At 43.1% G+C, this 21,978-nt stretch carries 8 protein-coding genes; 7 read left to right on the forward strand and 1 reads right to left on the reverse strand.

The genetic code is table 11. The features are described 5' to 3' along the window. Positions 1–96 precede the first annotated feature (96 nt). Positions 97–1,398 (forward strand): APC family permease, encoded by a 1,302-nt coding sequence (locus BGP76_RS17870; RefSeq protein ID WP_119845695.1) that lies wholly within the window; start codon positions 97–99, stop codon positions 1,396–1,398. Positions 1,399–1,592: 194 nt separating this feature from the next. Here BGP76_RS17870 and BGP76_RS17875 read toward each other — a convergent pair whose 3' ends face one another. Beyond that, positions 1,593–3,857, reverse strand: a complete 2,265-nt coding sequence (locus tag BGP76_RS17875; protein ID WP_119845696.1) for a glycoside hydrolase family 3 N-terminal domain-containing protein — start codon at positions 3,855–3,857, stop codon at positions 1,593–1,595. A gap of 154 nt (positions 3,858–4,011) precedes the next feature. Here BGP76_RS17875 and BGP76_RS17880 point away from each other — a divergent pair, with 154 nt between their 5' ends. The 6 genes from BGP76_RS17880 (at position 4,012) to gndA (ending at position 20,952) form a co-directional block, all read left to right on the forward strand. Beyond that, positions 4,012–8,151 carry a two-component regulator propeller domain-containing protein gene (locus BGP76_RS17880; protein ID WP_119845697.1) on the forward strand — a complete coding sequence of 1,380 codons (4,140 nt, stop codon included), beginning with the start codon at positions 4,012–4,014 and terminating at the stop codon, positions 8,149–8,151. Positions 8,152–8,298: 147 nt separating this feature from the next. Further along, entirely contained in the window at positions 8,299–11,493 is a 3,195-nt protein-coding gene (locus BGP76_RS17885; RefSeq protein WP_119845698.1) for a TonB-dependent receptor, read from the forward strand. A gap of 19 nt (positions 11,494–11,512) precedes the next feature. After that, the gene (locus tag BGP76_RS17890) at positions 11,513–13,198 is read left to right on the forward strand and encodes a RagB/SusD family nutrient uptake outer membrane protein (protein ID WP_073125040.1); all 1,686 of its coding nucleotides are present in this window, start codon (positions 11,513–11,515) and stop codon (positions 13,196–13,198) included. Between the two features lie 80 nt (positions 13,199–13,278). Next, complete coding sequence (locus BGP76_RS17895) at positions 13,279–16,572, forward strand: FG-GAP-like repeat-containing protein (RefSeq protein WP_119845699.1); 3,294 nt, start codon at positions 13,279–13,281, stop codon at positions 16,570–16,572. Positions 16,573–16,760: 188 nt separating this feature from the next. Then, complete coding sequence (gene bglX, locus BGP76_RS17900) at positions 16,761–19,028, forward strand: beta-glucosidase BglX (protein WP_119845700.1); 2,268 nt, start codon at positions 16,761–16,763, stop codon at positions 19,026–19,028. Further along, the gene (gene gndA / locus BGP76_RS17905; protein ID WP_119845701.1) at positions 19,021–20,952 is read left to right on the forward strand and encodes an NADP-dependent phosphogluconate dehydrogenase; all 1,932 of its coding nucleotides are present in this window, start codon (positions 19,021–19,023) and stop codon (positions 20,950–20,952) included. Before bglX ends, gndA begins: the two co-directional genes overlap by 8 nt. Positions 20,953–21,978 lie beyond the last annotated feature (1,026 nt).

Raw genomic sequence — 21,978 nt, forward strand, 5'->3', positions numbered from 1 at the left:
AAAACAAGATTTATTAATCGAACTTAGGTTTCTAAGTGTCAGGAGGCTTTCTTTTCTATATTTGAATCCGAACCAAGTTGTGAAACCAAGAACCGTATGCCAACAAAGATCAAACTAAGAGATGCCATATCCATCGGGGTAGGAGGTATGGTGGGAGGAGGGATATTTGCTGTCCTAGGATTAGCTACGAATCTTGCCAAAGGCGGGACACCTATTTCTTTTTTGATAGCGGGAGCAATTGCCTTGCTCACATCCTACTCTTATAGCAAATTGTCATTTTCCTATCCAGATAGAGGAGGGACGGTGAGATTTGTCAATCAAGGGTTTGGTATAGGTGTTTTTAGTGGTGGGGTGAATAATCTGCTATGGATTAGCTACATTATTATGCTTGCACTCTATGCTTCGGCGTTTGGTTCTTATGCGCCCAACCTACTCTCTATGACTGGTGATCAAACCATCGATTCCCATATTTATGCTAGTGGGATTGTGATTTTTGCCACGGGGATTAATTATTACAGTATAGCTGTGGTGAGTAAAATAGAGTCCATAGCCGTCGTGACCAAATTGGTGATTTTACTGGGCTTTGTAGCAGTAGGAGTCTACGGGTTATTTGGTAATCCCTATTTGGAGCAGTTGTCGCCACAGTACTGGGAGTCACCATTTCATCTGGTGTCTGCTGGGATGGTGATATTCGTAGCGTACGAGGGATTCGAACTCATCGCTAATGCGGCCCCTGATATCGAAAATCCTGAAAAAAACATTAGCAAGGCTTACTCCATTTCTGTGATATTTGTCATTGCTCTTTATATCACGATTGCATGCGTGACAGTAGGCTCTTTGGGATTTGATCAGATCGCAGGAGCGGAGGACTATGTACTGGCAGAGGCCGCCAAGCCTATGTTGGGGCAGATAGGTTTTACCGTTATTACTGTTGCGGCGTTGCTCTCTACGTTTTCGGCCATCAATGCGTCCCTATATGGTGGGAGCAGGGTCAACTATGAGATCGCAGAAGATGATGAAGCCCCTCATCAGTTTACAGGAATGTTTTGGAATCAACCAATTGGGTTGTTGATCACTTCTGTGGCTACTTTGGTAGCGGTCAATGTATTGGCTTTAGAGAGTATCTCGACGGCTGGTAGTGTTGGTTTTTTGTTCATTTTTTCGGTCATTAACCTAGTAGCCTATAGACTGTCCAAAGAAATCAAGGGTAATAGGCTCATATCGGGTGTAGGGAGTGTGGCTTGTGCTGTTGCGCTGGTGGCACTGATTGCACAGCAGTTCACTTCCAATCGCTTGAGTGTCTACATTGCTGCGTCTATTGTTGTTGGTTGTTTTTTAGCGGAGTTTGTTTTCAAGCAAAGAGAGCATCGTGCCCAAAAGAAACATGAGAATCGCTAAGCCATTTAGGGCAGGACTATATAAAAAAAAGAAACCTCAGCGTGTATACCCTGAGGTTTCAAATCAAAAACTTATGTGTTTAAATCTCCTAGGCATTTGATGCTAAGGAAGAAGCAAAAGAGTTTGTCATCGGCTCTTTTATTAAGTGTTAAAATCAAAAAAAGCGAAAACCAATATCTAGTCTATGTAGTGAACTACTTTAACTCGAACGTTGATTTTTTGTCACCGATACTTACTGTAAACTCTCCTGCTTCTAAGGTCTTTTGGCTTTCTGCATTGATGTAGGTCAAGTCTTTGCCATCCAACGTGAAGGTTACCGTTTTGGTTTCTCCTGCTTTGAAATTCTCTTTGCTGAATTTCTTGAGTTTCTTATAGCTAGGCGTCACTGAGGCATAGAGATCCGAAACGAATAGGTCTATGGCTAGTTTGCCATCTCTGTCCCCAGTGTTGGTGATGTCGATCGCTACTGTGATAGTTTCATTTTTGGCGTATGCCTTCTTGTCCAACTGGATGTCTCCGTACTCGAATGTCGTGTAGCTGAGTCCATGTCCAAATGCCCACTGAGGGTTGTACCCCCCACCACCATAAGAATCTGGGATGAATTCGGTCACCTCTTCGGTGTGCTTTCTGTCATAGAGGAGAATGTCTCCCGCATGTCTTGGGTAGGAGAAAGGGAGCACCCCGTTCGGATTGTAATCTCCGAATAGAATCTCCATGGTCGCAGTAGCTCCTTGACTAGCAGGGCGGTACAGGTTGACGATTGCATCCGCACCCTCTACGATGGGCGAGATAACTCTCGGTCTCCCCTGTGCGATTAGTAGAACAACGGGTTTGCCAGTGGCATAAGCTGCCTTAGCGAGTTCGATTTGGTTTGCTTCGAGATTCAAATCGTGAATACCTCCTGGTGACTCTGCGTAAGATTTTTCTCCGATTGCGAGTATGATGACGTCTGATTTAGCAGCATTTTTCTTCAAGAAATCAACGCTTGTATTAGCAGCATCTTCGAATACAGCAGTGGTATTGCAAGTGACATTACCCGTGCCGATTTTGGCTTCTAGAGCTGACTTGAGTGTCAATGTTTCGTTAGCGAATTGACTCTCATCTTGCCCTTGCCAAGTGTACGACCATGATCCGTGTAGCGAGCCGTGGTTGTTGGCTGCTGGTCCCATGAGGAGGACTTTTGCATTTTTGTCGAGCGGTAGCGTTTGTCCTTCGTTTTTCAGTAGTGTGATAGACTCTAGCGCAGCATTCAGTGCGACATCTTTGTAGGACGCTTTGCCAAAATTGGCTATTGCTTCCTGCTCTGGATAGGCATTGTCAAATAGCCCGAGATCATATTTCAACTTCAAAATTCTATATACCGCTTCGTCGATTCTCGACATAGGTACTTCTCCTTCATTGACGAGTTCTACGAGGTAGTCGAAGAAACTGTAGTCTACTGGTACCATACTCATGTCTATCCCTGCATTGATGGCGATTTTGACGGCTTCTTTTGGTGTCGCAGCGACATGGTGCCTGCCATGTAGGCGGATGATGTCTTCCCAGTCCGTCACAGTGAGTCCTTCGAACCCTAGTTCTCCTCTGAGGATATCCGTGAGGTAGTACTTGCTCGCATGAACGGGTACTCCGTTGATTTCACCTGAATTGATCATAACAGTAGAGGTGCCACTCTGTACGGCCGCCTCGAATGGAGGCAAGAAGATCTCTCGGAGTTGCGTGTCAGGGATGTAGGCAGGTGTCCGATCTTTTCCACTCAAGGGTACAGAGTATCCGAGGAAATGCTTCATACATGAGGCAACAGCTGTGACTTGGTCTAGTCCATCTTCTTCGTATGCGGTGATTGCAGCACTGCCGAGTACGGTAGACAGCACAGTTGCTTCGCCGTACATCTCTTCGTATCGAGACCATAGTGGCTGTCGAGCGATACCTAGTGCTGGATCAAAGTTCCATCGGATACCAGAGGCACGTGTTTCTAGTGCGGTGATTTTAGCCGATTGTTTGACTAGGTCAGGGTTTCGGGTGGCACCCATTCCGATGTTGTGCGGAAAGAGCGTCGAACCCTGTGTATATGTGGTCCCGTGGATGGCATCTATACCATATAACACAGGGATTTTTAGTGTGGTTTCTTTTGTAGCGATGTCTTGGATGCTGGTGAGTAGCTCGTGCCACTCTTCGATGCTCAGTGGTGTACCGTTGACATTGAGTATTGAACCAACTTTTTTGTTGATGATGGCATTTTTCAACTCTTCGATGTTGAGCTGATTATCCTTCATGAGCATGCTCAGTGTGATCTGCGTCATCTGGCCTACTTTGTCCTCTACAGACATCTGGCTCATGAGTTCGGTGACTCTGCCGTCTTGGTCGCTATTTGTTTGCGGCGTACTTTGTTGGCATGATGCCAAATAGAATATAGAGATAGTCACTATACCTGCTATAAACTTTGTATATTTTGTAATCATTAGAATGAAATACTTGGTTATAAAATATTGAATCACAAAGATGATTTAGAAGGGCATTTTCGCACAGAGGTATATATACCAAAGAGGCGAGGGTATTTGTTCAGGCTATTTTACTTACGGGTATTTTTGAATTATTTGCGGTAAACAATGTATTATGAAAGCACTAGGGATATACTTTTTGGTCAATCTTATCACGATTTCTTTGCTCTTTTCTCAGCAAGGGATTTCGGACTATCAGTTTGTTACCATTGATCAGGAACTATCCCAAAACACAGTGTCTGCCATGGCTCAAGATCAAGAAGGGTTTCTATGGATAGGATCTAGAAGCGGTCTCAATCGCTATGACGGTATCAACATGATGAGTTTCATGCACGATGAGCGTGATTCTACATCCCTTTGCAACAATTATATAAGATCGCTTTATATAGGTACTAACAATCGAGTATTTGTTGGATCGCTGGCAGGAGGATATTGCATCTATAACGATACCGATGGTACATTCGGTAAACTGCCCACCGCAGAACGGTATCCCGAGTTGGATCATGTGACGGTCAATGCATTCTATGAGGATCAAAAAGGCAATATATGGATTGCGACGGAGCGAAAAGGGCTATTCATGTGGAGAGCGCAAGATCAGGTCATCGTACAGTATCGTCACAATGAAAATGATTCTTGGGGGATTTCTTCTAACACCGTGACAGGAGTCATAGGCGATGGCCGTGGCAATCTCTGGGTATCGACATGGGGAGGTGGCCTGAACCTATTTGATACCAATACCAAGCGATTTATACACTATCGACACGACGAAGAGGATGTCAATAGTCCTTATTCGAACATTATCCGATGTATGACTGGTGGTAGCGACGGGCATATTTGGCTTGGTACAGATCGAGGAGTAGATCGAGTCTCCTACGATGATAGAGGAAAGTATAGGTTTGAACACATGGTGATCAAGAGCGAAGAGGATGAAGAGCCATTTGTGCTTGATTTGATAGAGGACAAAAAACAGCGACTCTGGATTGGGAGCGAAAACCATGGTTTGGGTATTCTAGATACGGATGATGGAGCGTATCACTGGTACACCGTTGATTCTAAGAAGGAGTATAGCATCAAGAATAACTCTATATGGTCTCTCTTCGAAGATCAAAAAGGAGTGATTTGGGTAGGGACTTTTAACAAAGGGATATTTAAACTAGATGAAGGAAATCGAAAATTTCCCGTCTATAAACATAATCCCTACGACGAGACGTCTCTAACACACAATGCCGTAAGTTCATTCTATGAAGACAAAAAAGGGAACGTATGGATAGGAACTGATGGAGGAGGTCTGGATTATTGGGACACTGAGGCAGAGAGTTTTACCCACTATCGAAAGGATGAGTACCCCCAGATGAGCAATCAGGTACTCAGCGTGATGATCGACAGTCAGGAAAATGTCTGGGTGGGGAACTGGCAAGGTGGTGCGCTGGTCAAACGAAAGGGCAGCTCTACGTTCAAGAAGTTTAAACTTCCGCCAGGGATCAAGGTACGTGAAGGCAGGGAGAATGTGTTTTCTATCAGGGAGGATAAAGAAGGGAAGCTCTGGTTTGCAGTTTTTCGCAGTGGAATTCAGGTGTATGACCCCAAGACAGAGACGTTCGAAGTGTTTACACATGATGAGGATGACGAGCAGAGTCTTAGTTCTAATCTGACGAGATATATTTTCGAAGACAGCAAAGGTCGATTTTGGATTGGGACAGAAGGTGCGGGACTCAATGTCCTAGAAGATCCATCTACAGGAGTCTTTAGACGGTTCAACCACTCTGCCGACGATACGACAACTATCAGTGACAATACCGTCCAATGTGTTCTAGAAGATAATCAGGGCAATATTTGGGTGGGTACATCTGGGGGAGTGAATTTGTACAATCCCGAAAATGACAGTTTTACGAGGTATGGGTATGACGAAGGTTTTGCTGATGTGGTGATTCATTCGATTTTGTCTGATGACAAAGGGATGCTGTGGATGAGTACGAATAAGGGATTGGTGCGATTTGACCCAGAAACTGGAAAAGTTAGAAATTTTGATCTCAACGATGGGTTGCAATCCATGGAGTTTTTCAAACATTCGAGCTTCAAGCTGTCAACAGGCGCGTTACTCTTTGGGGGAGTTGACGGATTCAATGTGATCCACCCAGCGCAAGTTTCGGATGTCTTCGAAGAGCCAAAGGTTTATTTGGTAGATTTTAAGGTCTCTAACGAGTCTATTAAGAATATGGCAGGCGTCTATCTAGAAAAGGGATTGATAGAAGGGGGGCAGGTGAGGCTCAATTATGACCAGAACGATTTTGATTTTGAGTTTGCTCAAATCAATTTTAGTCAAACCAGTAAAAATGAATATGCCTATAGGTTGAAGAACTACGATAAGACGTGGCAACAGGCGGGGAACCGTCGGGAGGCATATTATACTAATGTACCTCCGGGGAGTTATACGTTTGAAGTCAGAGGTACTGACAATGGTGGAGAGTGGAGTAGTCAAGAGGCTTCTTTTTCTTTGGTTGTTGATCCGCCATGGTATGCTAGTGTGTGGGCTTATGTCCTTTATTCGATGTTTTTGCTGGGAGTGCTCTACTGGGCATTTCAGGTGATCATCAATAGAGAACGCTTGCAGACCAAGCTCATGGTCGAGCACATGGAGTTGTCCAAAATGCAAGAATTGGATCAGATGAAGTCGAGCTTCTTTGCGAATATTTCACATGAGTTTCGCTCGCCATTGACCCTGATATTGGGACCGCTGAAGGCCATGATTGAGAAAAGAAACTATGTGAGTAATGAGGAGCAAGTCCACATGATGCTACGCAATGCCGAGAATCTGCTAAATCTGATCAATCAGTTATTAGAGTTGTCCAAACTGGAGTCTGGTAAGATGAGGTTGGAACTCGTGACCAAGGACGTAACTGCATTTTTGAAGCCCATAGTTCATTCCTTTTCATCCTTAGCCAGCCGCAATAACATGGCTTATAAGGTTGTAATGCCTAAAGGTGCTGTTGAATTGTCTTTTGACAAAGATAAGCTGGAGAAGATCGTAGTGAATTTGCTGTCCAATGCTTTCAAATACACCAATGACTATGGGAAGGTCACCGTATCGCTCCGAGAGGAGGAGGATAAAGTGGTACTGGAGGTTAAGGATGACGGTATAGGGATTCCTCAGGAAGACCAAGATTACATATTCAATCGATACTATAGAGTCCGTGACCACAAGTCACGGAAGAGTAAAGGGACTGGCATAGGTTTATCTCTGACAAAGGAATTGGTCGAGTTGCACCATGGGCACATAGCGTTTAAGAGTGAGGAAAATGAAGGGACGAGTTTCGAAGTACACTTGTTTAAAGGGACGATGCATTTTGAAGCAGAGGATTTTGAATTGGAAGACGAACAAGTAGCTCCTATATCCGCCAATCAAGGCATCTATGAGATAGAAGAGTCGCTTTATAAGTCCGCTTCATCTAATGATCAGATTGCCGAGGAAGAAGATAAAAAACTACCCTTAATTCTGGTCACAGAAGATAATACCGATATACGGTTGTACATCAAGAGTATATTGGAAGAAGAATATAGAGTGATTCAGGCTGAGGATGGAAACGATGGTGTGTCAAAGGCACAGGAGTTTATCCCCGATCTGATCATATCTGATGTGATGATGCCGGGCAAAGATGGTCTTGAGTTATGCGAGGAGATTAAATCTAATGTCAAGACGAGTCACATCCCCGTGATATTACTCACGGCTAAAGCTTCCAATGACAGTGCCTTGACCGGATTTGAATTAGGAGCGGACTACTATATTACTAAGCCATTTAATCCAAAGTTACTGAGCCTACGGGTGAGGAACGCCCTCAAGACTAGAGACCAAATTCGTGGACAATTGCTCAACAAGAGCACTTTCAACATCAACCCGAAGAATGTAAAAATCGCATCAAGAGATGAGGAGTTCATTGCTAAAGCGGTAGCTGTTATAGAGGAGAATATTTCTAATTCTGAGTTTTATGTGGATGATCTTGGACGAGAACTAGGAATGAGCCGCATGCAATTGTATAGAAAGCTCAAAGGACTGATAGGCCAGTCAGCCAACGAGTTCATCCGTTCTATTCGACTTAAAAGAGCAGCGCAGTTGATTAGGCAAGATGAACTGAACATCTCAGAGATTACTTATCAGGTAGGATTCAATGATTTACAATATTTCAGAGATTGTTTCAAAAAACAATACGGCGTAAATCCATCGGAATATGCTCACGATGTGAAAGAAAAAATAAACTAAAAACCTTGTTTTAAGCTGTATAAGAGGGGATTGCAATAATTACCCGTTCCCTTTGTGACAAATCCCGTGCGCTTGGCAGTGTTTGAAATAGGAAGTTTGGAAGACGATTATTACTAAATCTATTTACTAATTATTAAATCTATTAGCATGATTAAACTTAGACAAGTTAAAATTAAGTTGAAGCGCTTAATGAGTCTATCCCTGATGCTGGTTGCACTAGTTTGTTTTAGTGTTCAAGCGCAGGACAGATCCATTAGAGGTAAAGTGACTTCAACTACTGGCGAAGAATTGCCAGGCGTGAGTGTTCTAGTAAAAGGAACCTCCAACGGAACAGTCACAGATATCTCTGGAGACTATTCACTCTCAGTCGGAGCAGATGCTCAGACAGTTGTTTTTTCTTTTATTGGTATGAAAACGCAGGAAGTAGCCATAGGCTCTCGTTCTGTTGTGGATGTCAGCTTAGAAGAGGATATTGCTTCTCTACAGGAAGTGATTGTGACGGGTTATTCTTCCGAATCAAAGAAAACCATCACAGGATCTATTGATGCCTTGGATACAGAGAAAGCTTTCTCTATTCCATCTACTTCAGCTGCAGAAGGCTTCCAAGGTCGTTTGTCTGGTGTGACTGTCGTATCGAATGGTAGTCCAGGAGCAGCACCGATCGTAAGAATTCGTGGTATCGCTACTACGGGTAATAATGATCCGTTGTACATCATCGATGGGTATCAAACCAATGATCCAGATTTCTTGACTGATCTCAATACGAGTGATATCGAGAGTGTGACTGTACTGAAAGATGCAGCAGTATCTTCTGTATATGGAGCTAGAGCGACCAACGGTGTGATTGTAATCAAGACCAGAAAGGGCAACTATGACATCTCGGGAAAACCACAAGTTACTTTGGATATCTCTTATGGTGTGCAGACACCAGTAACTGCTCCGGATATGTTGAATTCCGAGCAGCTTGGAGAAGTGTTTTGGGAAAGTATGAGGAATGATGGATTGTCAGTAGGTGATGAAGCTTGGGGACACCCACAGTTTGGAAGTGGTGATACACCTAGTATGTCTGATTACTACAGAGGTGATCCATCACTGCCGTATGATGCAGGGTCTAACAGACTGACAGCTACCAGCGGTGGTACGGATTGGTTTGACCAAATCTTCGAAGATGCTACTTATCAGAACTATTACATCTCCGTGAATGGTGGTACAGAAGCCAGTAAGTATATGATGTCTATGGGCTACATGGATAGAGAAGGTATCTTGACGGGTACTGGATATGATAGATATACTGGGAGAGCCAATACAGAGTTTAGTATCAAAGAAAGAATTAGAATTGGTCAAAACTTAAGCTTTGCATATTCTAGACAAATCTTATTTCCAGGTCAAAATGGTGACGATAGCCCACTGGGCCTAGCGTACAGAGCGAGTCCATTGATGCCGGCTTATGACGATGGAGGAAATTTCGCGGGTACTTATCAGTCAGCTGCTGGTTTGGGTAACGCACAGAACCCGTTAGCTGTTATGACCCGGGCTAAGAATAATAACAATTCCAACATGAGAATCTATGGAGATGCGTATGCTGAGGTGGATATCATCGATGGGTTGACAGCTAGATCTAATATAGGGGTCAACTATCGATCAGGAGTGGGTGATGTATTTAATTCTCTCAATCCAGAACATAGCGAAGCGATTACTACTAATTCGCTGATTACGGGAAGATATATCAGCTCAGGGTATGTGTTTACAAATACACTGAGATACGAAAAATCAGTAGGCAATCATAACATTGGCTTCCTTGGAGGTATTGAGGCTATCGAAGATCACTTTGAGTTTACTTCGGTTGCACAGCAAGATTTCTTGTTGAATGATGTACCAGACAACCATTTGTTAGGATTTGGTGTAGGAGCGACTTCTATACAACAGTCACAGAGCAACACAACTACACTGTTCTCTTACTTCGGTCAGCTCAAGTATAACTATGCTGGTAAATACATTCTAACGGCTACTTTGAGAAGAGATAAGACGTCTAGATTCCAGGATGGTAACAATACTGGAGTCTTTCCTGCAGTGAGTGCTGGATGGGTCTTGAGTGAAGAGGCTTTCATTCCTGAGTTCTTTTCTAATTTGAAAGTGAGAGGATCTTATGGTGAAATGGGAAACCAAAGTATTCCTAACGCTACCCCAACAGTTAATGTTAACCAAGCAAACGATCAACTGGCATTTTACAACTTCGGAGGAGTATATACACCAGGGGCTGTTTTGTCAACACCAGGGAATGCGAATTTGACGTGGGAAAGATCTGTTCAGCAAAACCTTGGATTGGATGTCGGATTACTTAACGATAAATTAGAGTTGACATTCGATTATTTCAATTTGACCAGTAAGGATAACATTATCTCTACTTCTTTGCCATCAACAGCCCCAGTAGCCAGTAATGGTAATCCATATATTAACAATGGGGAAATCAATAACAAAGGGTTTGATATCAGTTTGAACTATGGTAATCAGGGTACTAACTCAGATTTCACTTATAATATCGGTTTGAAATTCTCTAAGTATAAAAATGAGATTATTAAAACAAACGATATTGGAACGAGTATCGTGGGAGGAAACCTAAGAGGGATCACGTTTACGAACTCAGCTGTAGGTGGCCCTGTCTCTAGTTTTTATGGTAGAAAGGTCATTGGCATCTTCAAAGATGAAGCTGAAGTGCTCGCTGCTCCTGATCAAGGTTTTGCCACGCCAGCAGATGGTGTTGGACGTTTCAGATATGCGGATATAGATAATAGTGGTACGATCACGGACGATGACAGAACCAGTCTAGGTAGTCCCAATCCAGATTTTACCTATGGTATCAATATCGATTTGGGATACAAAGGCTTTGATTTAGCTATGTTCTTTACAGGGTCGCAAGGAAACGAGATTTACAACTATACGAGAATATTTACAGATTTTGCAAGTTTCTATGATGGTAATAGAAGTACGAGAGTGCTAGATGCATTTTCAGCATCTAATCCAAATGGGAGTGTTCCTGCTTTGAGTAGGAATGTAACCAACTCAGAGACACAAGCCAATAGCTACTTTGTAGAAGATGGGTCTTACTTCAGAATGAAGAATATTCAGATAGGATATACGCTTCCCGAATCAGTAGTGTCTCGTGTTGCTATGTCTAGAGCTAGAATTTATGTACAGGCATCTAACCTGTTTACCATCACAGAATATAGCGGTCTAGATCCAGAAATCGGAAGATTCAATAACAGTGATATAGACACAGGTATTGACTTTGGTAGCTACCCTACGTCTCAGACTTACCTCATTGGTTTAAGTGTTGATTTTTAATATTTAAAAGGAAAACAAGATGAAAAAACATATAATAGCATACATCCTTACAGCTTTGGTTGTACTGGGATGTAGTGAAGATTTTTCTGAAGGTACTAATAAAGGTGCTTTGAGTGACGCGGCTCTAGCCAATGCGGATGGGGTAGATTTACTTCTGACCGCAGCATATAGTGCGCTGGATGGCCAAGTAGGAGTAGTAGGTGATTGGGAACCGACTGGTGACAACTGGTGGATGGATGCCTTGACAGATGATTCGCACAAGGGTAGTACCAATGGTGACCAGCCTTTGTTACATGCATTGCAAACTTATGATTGGACAACAGGTAATAGTTTTATCAACAGTAAGTGGGTAGCGCTTTATGCCGGAGCAAACAGAGCCAATGCAGTGATTGCACTAGCCAATACGATCGAAGATGTAGATTTAACTACCAAAATTGCTGAGGCTAGATTTTTACGTGGACATTATTACTTTGAGTTGACCAGACTCTATGGTGATGTGGCCTATGTAGATGAGATCACTGCGATAGAAAATCCTGACGTACCGAATGAAGGTCCCGTTTGGGCAGAAGTAGAGGCTGATTTTCAGTTTGCGATTGACAACTTGCCTCCTGACAATGGAGCGGGTAGAGCTAGCTCATGGACTGCAAAAGCTTATATGGGTAAAGCACTCTTGTATCAAGAAAAATGGGCTGCAGCAGAGACTATGCTTGATGATGTGATTGATAACGGCCCATATGCACTTAATGCGGAGTTCAATGATAATTTCAACGCAGCGGGTAAGAATTCTGCGGAAGCAATATTCTCTATCCAGTTCGAAGCGAATGATGGAGCTACTAATAATGCCAATGGCAACAAAGGTGGGACATTGAACTTTCCAGGTAGTGGTCCTTTAGGCACATGTTGTGGGTTTTATCAGCCAACACAAGATTTAGCTAATGCATTTAAGACGACTGCTGGTTTGCCAGAGATCGATACCTATAATGATACAGATATCAACAACGATTACGGTTTGACATCTGAGGATCCATTTACTCCGTATCCTGGTGATTTAGACCCACGGTTGGATTATACAATTGGTCGTAGAGGTATACAGTACAATGGTTATGGTATTCATGCTGGGTTTGATTGGGTGAGAGCTCAGGCAGATGCAGGACCTTATCTACCTAAGAAGAATGTTTATAAATCAGGTGAAACTAGTACAATGGGTACAGGCGACTGGGGACAGCAGTTCTCTGGTATTCACTACAATGTGATCAGATACGCAGACGTACTATTGATGGCTGCCGAAGCGAAAGCTGAGCAAGGTGATGCTGCTGGAGCGATGGCATTAGTAAATGAGGTCAGGAACCGTGCCAAGACCTCTACGACAGTCAAAGCAGAGGACGGTACTACGGACGCTGCGGCTTATTCGATAGAGCCATATACTTTGCTTACATTTACTGATCCTGTTGAGATGGTAAGGTTCGAAAGAAGACTGGAGCTCTCTATGGAAGGACATAGAATGTTTGACTTGAGAAGGTGGAGTCAAAATGATCCTTCTTATGCAGTTGATATCATCAACGAGTTCGTTGCAAACGAAAAGAGAACAGTGACTACTTTCTCTGCGAATACATATACGGAGAAGCATAACATATTCCCAGTTCCATTGCGTGCATTGGATATATCTGAGAATTTAACGCAGAATGATGCTTGGTCTGGACAATAAGTTCTAGAAAAAACAATTGGAAAGGGCTGGAATATTCAGCCCTTTTTTTTATTTACAGAATACAATAAGTAAGCAGAGTTATGAAAATTAATTTTTGGTCTTTGTGGTGTGTCGTGGGTGTTTTTGTTTTAGGCTCATGTGACGATCCGCAGTATAAAAGATTCGATAGAATTCAAAGTGAGCACTCTAAGGTCACTTTCTCCAACACCCTTACAGAATCAGACAGCCTCAATTATTTTAAGTATCCCTATCTCTATATGGGAGGAGGGGTAGCCATCGCAGACTTTAACAATGATGGTCTACAAGATCTTGTCTTTACTGGAAATATGGTCGCAAATAAGTTCTACCTCAACAAGGGCAACCTGCAATTCGAAGATCTCACTAACTCTGCGAACCTTGAGGGTGATACGACCAAATGGTACACAGGAGTCAGTATCGTAGATATCAACTCTGATGGGTGGATGGATTTATACTATAGTGTCGCTGGACTAGGCGAGGATAGAACCAATGAACTTTATATTAATAACGGCGATTTGACGTTTACCGAATCAGCCGTGGAGTATGGGCTAGCCGATCCGGGTAATTCTGTCCAAACATCATTCCTCGATTATGACCATGATGGCGACTTAGATGTGTTCGTGACCAACTATCCTATTACTAGGTTCAACACGAGTAATTTTACTTATTACAATCTGGTCAATAATCCAACCCTAGAGAAAAGCGACCACCTATATCGAAATGATGGAGACGGTGTGTTTGTCGATGCGACAGCAGCGTCAGGATTGCTCTCGTTTGGGTTGAGTCTGAGTGCAAGTATTGTAGATTTTAACCAAGACGGTTGGGAGGATATCTATGTGTCTAATGATTTTAGTACGCCTGATTATTTCTATATCAACAATGGAGACGGTACATTTCGAAACGAACTACAGCAGATCACCAAACAGACCTGCTTCTATGGCATGGGGTCAGATGCCGCAGATATCAACAATGACGGTCTTATCGACTTGATCCAAGTAGATATGTCTGCCGCCAACAACCGCAGATCCAAAGCCAACATGGCCAGTATGAACCCTGCATTGTTTTGGTCGACTGTTAACAGTGGGTTTCATTATCAGTATATGTATAACAGTCTACAGCTGAATCGAGGGATCAAAGATGGATTGCCAGTCATGAGTAATGTCGCATGGGTTTCAGGCGTTTCTTCTACGGACTGGAGTTGGACACCTTTACTCGCGGATTTTGACAATGATGGATTCAAAGACTTGTTCGTGTCCAATGGAACCAGAAAAGAGATTAATAATCGAGATTTTTTCATTCCACTGGATGGCAAACTCGACAGAGCATCGGATCATGAACTCAAACTTTTGTCTGACAGTATCCCTTCTGAGCCGATAGACAACTTCATTTTTAGGAATAAAAAAGGTGAGGGATTTGAAAAGGTGAACCAAGAGTGGGGAGTTGAATTTGTAGGGTTCTCTAATGGTACGAGCTATGGTGATTTGGACAATGATGGAGATCTTGATTTGGTCGTCAACAACATCGACAGTGAAGCGCTCATCTACCGAAACAATAGTGAGAATATCGCAGGGAGTAATTATTTGCGCCTTTCATTCACGAGTAAGGAGTCAAATAATTCGGCATACGGTGCTGAAGTCAAGGTATATACCGATGGACAAATGCAAACAGGACAACTCAATCCCGTTCGTGGTTTTCAGTCTGCCGTAGAGCCTTTGTTGCACTTCGGATTGAAAAACGCAATCAAAGTAGATTCTATCTGGATAGTCAAAAACGGTGAAGTGATCGAAAAGCGGTTTGACTTACCGGTTAACCAAACCTTAGTGATAACTATGGATAGCCAGCAGCAATATGCTACTGCACCAAAAAGGAAATCATTGCTCACAGAAGTGACAAAGGACAAGTTGGGCAAATCAGTTATTCATGTCGAAAACGATTTCAATGATTTTAAAGTCCAAGTGCTACTCCCTCACAAGATGTCCAATTTTGGCCCAGCACTGGCTGCTGCAGATGTGAACGGTGATGGCAAGCAAGATTTCTACCTAGGAGCTGCATCTGGTTATGCGGGTCAACTTTTCATGCAAACGGACTCAGGAGAATTTGTGTCTCAGCTACTGGATGCTAAGGACAATATATGGCACGAGGATTTAGATGCTGTATTTTATGATGCAGATGCAGATGGAGACTTGGATCTCTATGTAGTGAGCGGAGGTAATCAAGATGCTCCAGGGCATCAAAATTATCAAGATCGACTTTTTCTTAATGAAAAGGGTGTGTTTACACGTAGTGTCAATGTGCTACCGATGATGTACCACAGTGGTGGATGTGTACGACCGTATGACTATGACGGAGATGGTGATTTGGATCTCTTCGTAGGCGGGAGGCATTTTGCACAAAACTATCCTTATCCAGGGCAGAGTTATTTGCTAGAAAACACGGTGGAAACTGGGGAACTCAAATATAAGCCCGTGACTGATGAGCTCTTACCTGAACTAACCAATATAGGTATGGTTACGGATGCTCTGTGGACTGATATCAATGCTGATGGCTTGACAGATTTGATGGTTGTAGGGGAATGGATGTCCATCAAAGCATACATTCAAACTGAAGAAGGGTTCGAAGATCAGAGTACACAGTGGTTAGCGGGCAATACCACCGGGTGGTGGTTTAGCATAGATCAGGGTGATTTTGATGGTGATGGAGACATGGACTATGTCCTTGGTAACTTGGGCAGGAACTATAAGTATCAGGCCAGTCCAGAGGCGCCTTTTGGTATCTATGCAGATGATTTTGATAACAACAACAAAAGCGACATAGTCCTCAGCTATCACAACGAAGGAGAGGAGTATCCCGTCCGAGGGCGTCAATGCTCGTCGCAACAGATTCCAGCGATCAAGGTAGCTTACAAAGATTACAACTCTTTTTCTACCGCGAGTATGCAGGACATCTTCGGGGACGATATGCTCGATAGCTCCTACCATTTTCAAGTGGAGCATTTTGCTAGTGTGTATTTGGAGAACAAAGATGGTAAGCTGGTGAGGCATGAATTGCCTTATGAAGCGCAGTTTTCTACGATCAATGATTGGTTGGTCAATGATCTGAATGGTGATGGAAACCTAGATCTAGTATCTGTTGGCGGATTGTATGCCTCAGAGATAGAAACACCGCGAAACGATGGAGGTATTGGTCTAGTCATGTTAGGCGATGGACAGGGAAACTTTGCAGCGCAGAGTATGATGGAGTCTGGTCTGCTTGTTCCGTATGATGCCAAGAAGGTACAGTTGCTAGATGACGGTACCAAAACCATAGTAGTGGCCAATAACCAAGGGCCTCTTCAAGTGTTTCAACTCAATCAGTAACGAAAAGGAGTATTGAAAAAGCCCACAAGTTCTAGCTATACCAGAACTTGTGGGCTTTTTTGTTTTACTTGATTTCCTGTCAAGTTTTCGCATTGATATATTTACCCATCCATTCTGAAATATATACAAGGGACTTCTATTGCCTCTCTTGGTAGTTTTGGTGTTTAAGATATTTCAGAATTTACTCGATGAAAAAACAACTCGTTTCCAAACTACTGTTCATACTACCGGTTTCCATCATGCTCACAATGGTTGGCTGGCAAACACCATCAGAAACCAACGATCCAGACGAGGAGTATATAAGTGTTTTACTCTCCAAAATGACTTTGCAGGAGAAACTCGGACAGCTCAATCAGCGAGGGACATCCTCTCGTGAGAACGGAATATCTGAAGAACTAAAACAAATGGTTCGAGACGGGCGAGTAGGGTCGTTTCTCAATGTCCAGAGTAAAGAATCTATCCTCGAACTGCAGCGCATAGCCGTCGAAGAGAGCCCTAATGGTATTCCATTGATTTTCGCACGTGACGTGATTCATGGGTTCAAAACCATTTTCCCGATTCCTTTAGGACAAGCAGCCAGTTGGAATCCTGATTTGGTAGAGCAGGGGGCTAGAGTGTCAGCGATAGAAGCCAGTTCGACAGGTATCCGTTGGACATTTGCTCCTATGATTGATATTGCTCGTGATCCGAGGTGGGGGAGAATCGCAGAGTCCTCTGGAGAAGATCCTTATTTGACATCCATGATGGGAGCGGCCGCTGTACGAGGATTTCAAAGCGATGACTTGTCTAACCCTAACTCTATGGCAGCATGTGCCAAGCATTTTATAGGCTACGGTGCAGCTGAAGGAGGACGAGACTATAATACCGCTGTGATCAGTGAACCGTTGTTGCACAATGTATACTTGAAGCCATTCAAAGCAGCAGCCGATGCAGGTGTAGCCAGCTTTATGAGTTCTTTCAATGAAGTCAATGGGGTACCAGCTTCGGGCAATGAATATGTCTTGAGACAAATATTGCGAGATGACTGGAAGTTTGACGGTATAGTAGTGAGTGATTGGAACAGCGTGACGGAGATGATAGCACACGGATACAGTGCCAATGAAAAGGAGGCAGCATACAGTGCTGCACGTGCTGGACTGGACATGGAGATGACCAGTCACGCGTATGAAAACAATATGAAACAGTTGATCAACGAAGGACGGTTGTCGATGGAGCAGTTGGACGAGAAGGTGAAAAATATCTTGCGTATCAAACTTCGGATGGGACTATTCGAGTCACCCTATTTTGATCCCAATCAGGACGTGCTGTATGCAGAAGAGCATTTAGAAGCGGCCAAAGAAATGGCAATCCAAAGCATGGTCTTGCTGAAAAACGAGTCGGTCCTACCACTTTCGTCAGAGACAAAGAATATAGCTGTCATAGGTCCGTTGGCGAATGCACCACGAGAACAGTTGGGCACTTGGATATTTGACGGAGACGAAAAACACTCGGTCACACCGCTTACTAGTTTAAAGGGAAAGTATGGTGAAGCAGTCAAGTATGCTTCTGGATTGTCATATAGCCGTGATCAGTCGACTTCTGGATTCAAGTCTGCAATTAAAGTGGCCAAGAGCTCGGAGGTCATTTTGTTTTTCGGAGGTGAGGAGGCTATTTTGTCAGGAGAGGCGCACAGTCGTGCAGATATTAGCTTACCCGGCAGACAGGAGGATTTGATTCACGAACTGGCGAAAACAGGAAAACCAATAGTACTGGTAGTAATGGCGGGGCGTCCGATCACATTAGGTAATATTATAGAGGAGGTAGATGCCGTATTGTTTGCTTGGCATCCAGGTACGATGGCAGGGCCAGCGGTGACTGATTTGCTGTCTGGAGAAGCTTCTCCTAGTGGTAGGCTGCCAGTGTCTTGGCCTAAGTCTGTCGGACAGATCCCTATCTATTATAACCATAAAAGTACAGGTCGGCCAGCGAACGAAGAGAGCTTTGTGCATATTGATGATATTCCATTACATGCATGGCAAAGTTCCTTGGGTAATACTTCGCATTATCTCGATGAGGGGTTCGAACCGATGTATCCTTTCGGATATGGTCTCACCTATAGCCAGTTTGAGTATAGTGATTTGACTATATCGGATGATAGAATCAAACCGACCGACACCTTAGTAGTATCAGCCACAGTACGAAACACAGGAGATGTAAAGGCAGCGGAAATTGTACAACTTTACCTGCAGGACAGATTCGGTAGCCTCACGAGACCGGTAAAGGAATTAAAGCGATTCGAACGTTTGATTTTGAACCCTGGACAACAAGCTAGGGTTGATTTTAGAATCACCCAAAAAGATCTAATTTTCTACAATGCATCGGGCGATTGGGTAGCAGAGTCAGGAGTATTCAAAGTGTGGATAGCAGAAAATGCGAAAAGTGGATTAGAAGGAGAATTTGAATTGCTGAATGAATAATAAGAAACAAATATCCATTATTGTGGTCTTGGGGGTCAGCGGGTCGGGTAAGAGTACTGTTGGTACAATACTAGCTGAGGCATTGAAAATACCCTTTGATGATGGAGATGATTTTCATCCTATTGAAAACAAGGAGAAAATGGCATCAGGCCAACCCCTTAATGACCAAGATCGTCAGCCGTGGTTAGAATCCATGGCGCGCCATTTGGCAGTCCAAGCGAAGAATAGAGGAGGAATACTCGCCTGTTCTGCATTGAAGGAAATCTACAGGCAGACGCTGGGTCAATATTGCCATCTCCCGATCCAGTGGGTGTATTTGTCAGGTAGTCGTGAACTTCTGGAACAAAGGCTGAGTAACAGGCAGGGACATTTTTTCAAACCAGAGTTGTTGCAGACTCAGTTGGAGACGATGGAGCCACCTAGGTACGCATACAATGTCGATATTGCTAAACCACCTAAAACTATAGTGTCAGAGATAATAGAGAATATGAATATGAAGAAATCCGATTTGGGACTGATCGGCTTAGGTGTGATGGGCAAGAGCCTTACACTCAACCTCGCCCATCACGATATAAATGTATCTGCTTACAATAGGTCAGTGCTTGGTGAGGAACATGTGGCTAAGAATTTCGCTTCGACGAATAAGCATTTAACTAATCTTCAGGTTTTTGATGACCTTAGTTCATTTGTAAAGACCTTGATCTCTCCTCGTAAAATTATGCTTATGGTCAACGCTGGGCCAGCAGTGGATCATGTGATTCAGGATTTACTTCCATTTTTGGAAGAAGGAGATATCATAATAGATGGAGGTAACTCTCACTACCACGACACCACGCGTCGCATAGATCTTTTGAACCAGCATTCTATTCATTTTGTAGGCTGTGGTGTTTCTGGCGGAGAGGAGGGAGCCTTGAAGGGGCCTTCTATTATGCCAGGGGGAGACAAAGAAGCTGTCGATGCGGTATTACCATATCTCAAGCAGATTGCCGCCAGAGACCAACAGGGAAAAGCCTGTTGCACGAATATAGGCTTGCAGGGCTCTGGACATTTCGTCAAGATGGTTCACAACGGAATCGAGTATGCCGAGATGCAATTGATAGCAGAGGCTTATACTGTGTTGCGAGAAGGGGCAGGTTTATCGATCGATGAGATTGCCGTAATATTTAAGGAGTGGAATCAAGGAGAGCTTCAGAGTTATCTTCTAGAGATTACAGCGGATATACTTATGGTCAAGGAAGGTGATGTTCACCTCGTAGAGCTCATATATGATGCGGCTCAGCAGAAAGGGACAGGAGGCTGGTCTACAACTTCCGCACTGGAGGTTGGTGCACCTTTCGGTACCATTTCAGAAGCGGTGATGGCGCGGTGTTTATCTGCATTCAAACCTACCCGTGTAGAGGCCTCAAAGCACTATAGGGATTACCCAAAGAATCCCTCAGAGAATACCGAAACTATGATTGCGGAGTTAAAGGTCGCTTATCAGGCCGCTCGTGTGGTCAACCACGCCATAGGGTTTGAAATGATTCGTACGACATCAACGGAGTATAGGTGGGATATCAATTTGTCTGAACTGGCTCGTATCTGGACCAATGGGTGTATCATACGTTCTTCCTTAATGGAGCAGCTGGTTCAGGAGTATAGTGACAATCCTTTAAAACACACGTTATTGATAGATTCCTTTATTCATCAACTAAAAGGAGAGCGTTTAACACTAGCTAATACAGTGGCATATAGCTTACAAATGGGAATTGCCATGCCTGTATTCTCGGCGGCTATTAATTATCTTCATGGATTTACCTCCGAGCAGTCCTCTGCCCATATTATACAAGCTCAGCGTGATTACTTTGGGTCTCATACCTATAGGAGGAAAGATAGATCACTAGAAGATGTGTTTCATACCGATTGGCAACAGATAGTCGAGTAGGGCTTGTGTTCCATATGTAGGAGTGTTATTACTCTAATTGATCTCTCTGATTAGAGTAATAACACAAAATTTGAATTTTTTAATATACTTAACTTACTGGTCTATAATAGGTTGATCGATCAAGTAATATTAATGTTCAATTAATCTAGTTTCCGATTAGTTATTTTGATCAATATCTTTCTATCTTTGCGTCCCGTTAAGGGGGAAGGGAGCGAAAGGTTTCTGGATTTTTTTAGTGAGGTATCGATATAATTTTGGTGTTAGGTGGTGGTAATTAGCTACTTACTAAGGGCTAGGAATTATTTAGAAATTAATTTCGATATTGTTTGGGATTTGGAGAGGGTTTATTCTTATCTTTGCGTCCCGTTAGGGAGAAAGCGACGAAAGGTTGCTGGATTAGTTTAGTGAAAGGAGTAGAGTGATAAGGGAGAAACTAGTAGTTAAAAGTGCTAGAAAAATGATCTTGAAAAGAGTTAAAACTTTTTCATCTTTAGTCTTGGAATTAGAAATAATTTTCTTACTTTTGCATCCCGTTACAAAACAACGGGGCAAAACAAGAAGAGAAAGCGACAAAAGGTTGCTGGATTAATGTACTGAAAACTTCGAATGATAAGGGAGAAACTAGTAGTTAAAAGTGCTAGAAAAATGATCCTGAAAAGAGTTAAAAACTTTTTCATTTTTAGTTTGCAGATAAGAAAAAAGCTTCTTACTTTTGCATCCGCTTCTAGAACGAGAGTTCAGAAAGCGAGCCAAAAGCGGCTTTAAATAGTAAAAACGGCAGGTTTTTACTGGTAAAGATCAAACGAGATTTTTATAACAATTGACAGAGTGATTCAATAAAAAGAGAGAGAATAGCCATCGAGTATATGAGTTAAATCTTTCGAATCACAGGTAGTCAAAACGTTCTTTGAGAAGATGAGAATAAAACAACAAACCGTTCAATGATTGATCTTAGGATCGACTTTGAGTTAAGGCTAGGATATCAGACAACATTGGGTCGTATGACCGCTACCGCTCTTTCGAGAG

The organism is Reichenbachiella sp. MSK19-1, from assembly GCF_003590315.1.
Taxonomy (GTDB): domain Bacteria; phylum Bacteroidota; class Bacteroidia; order Cytophagales; family Cyclobacteriaceae; genus Reichenbachiella; species Reichenbachiella agariperforans.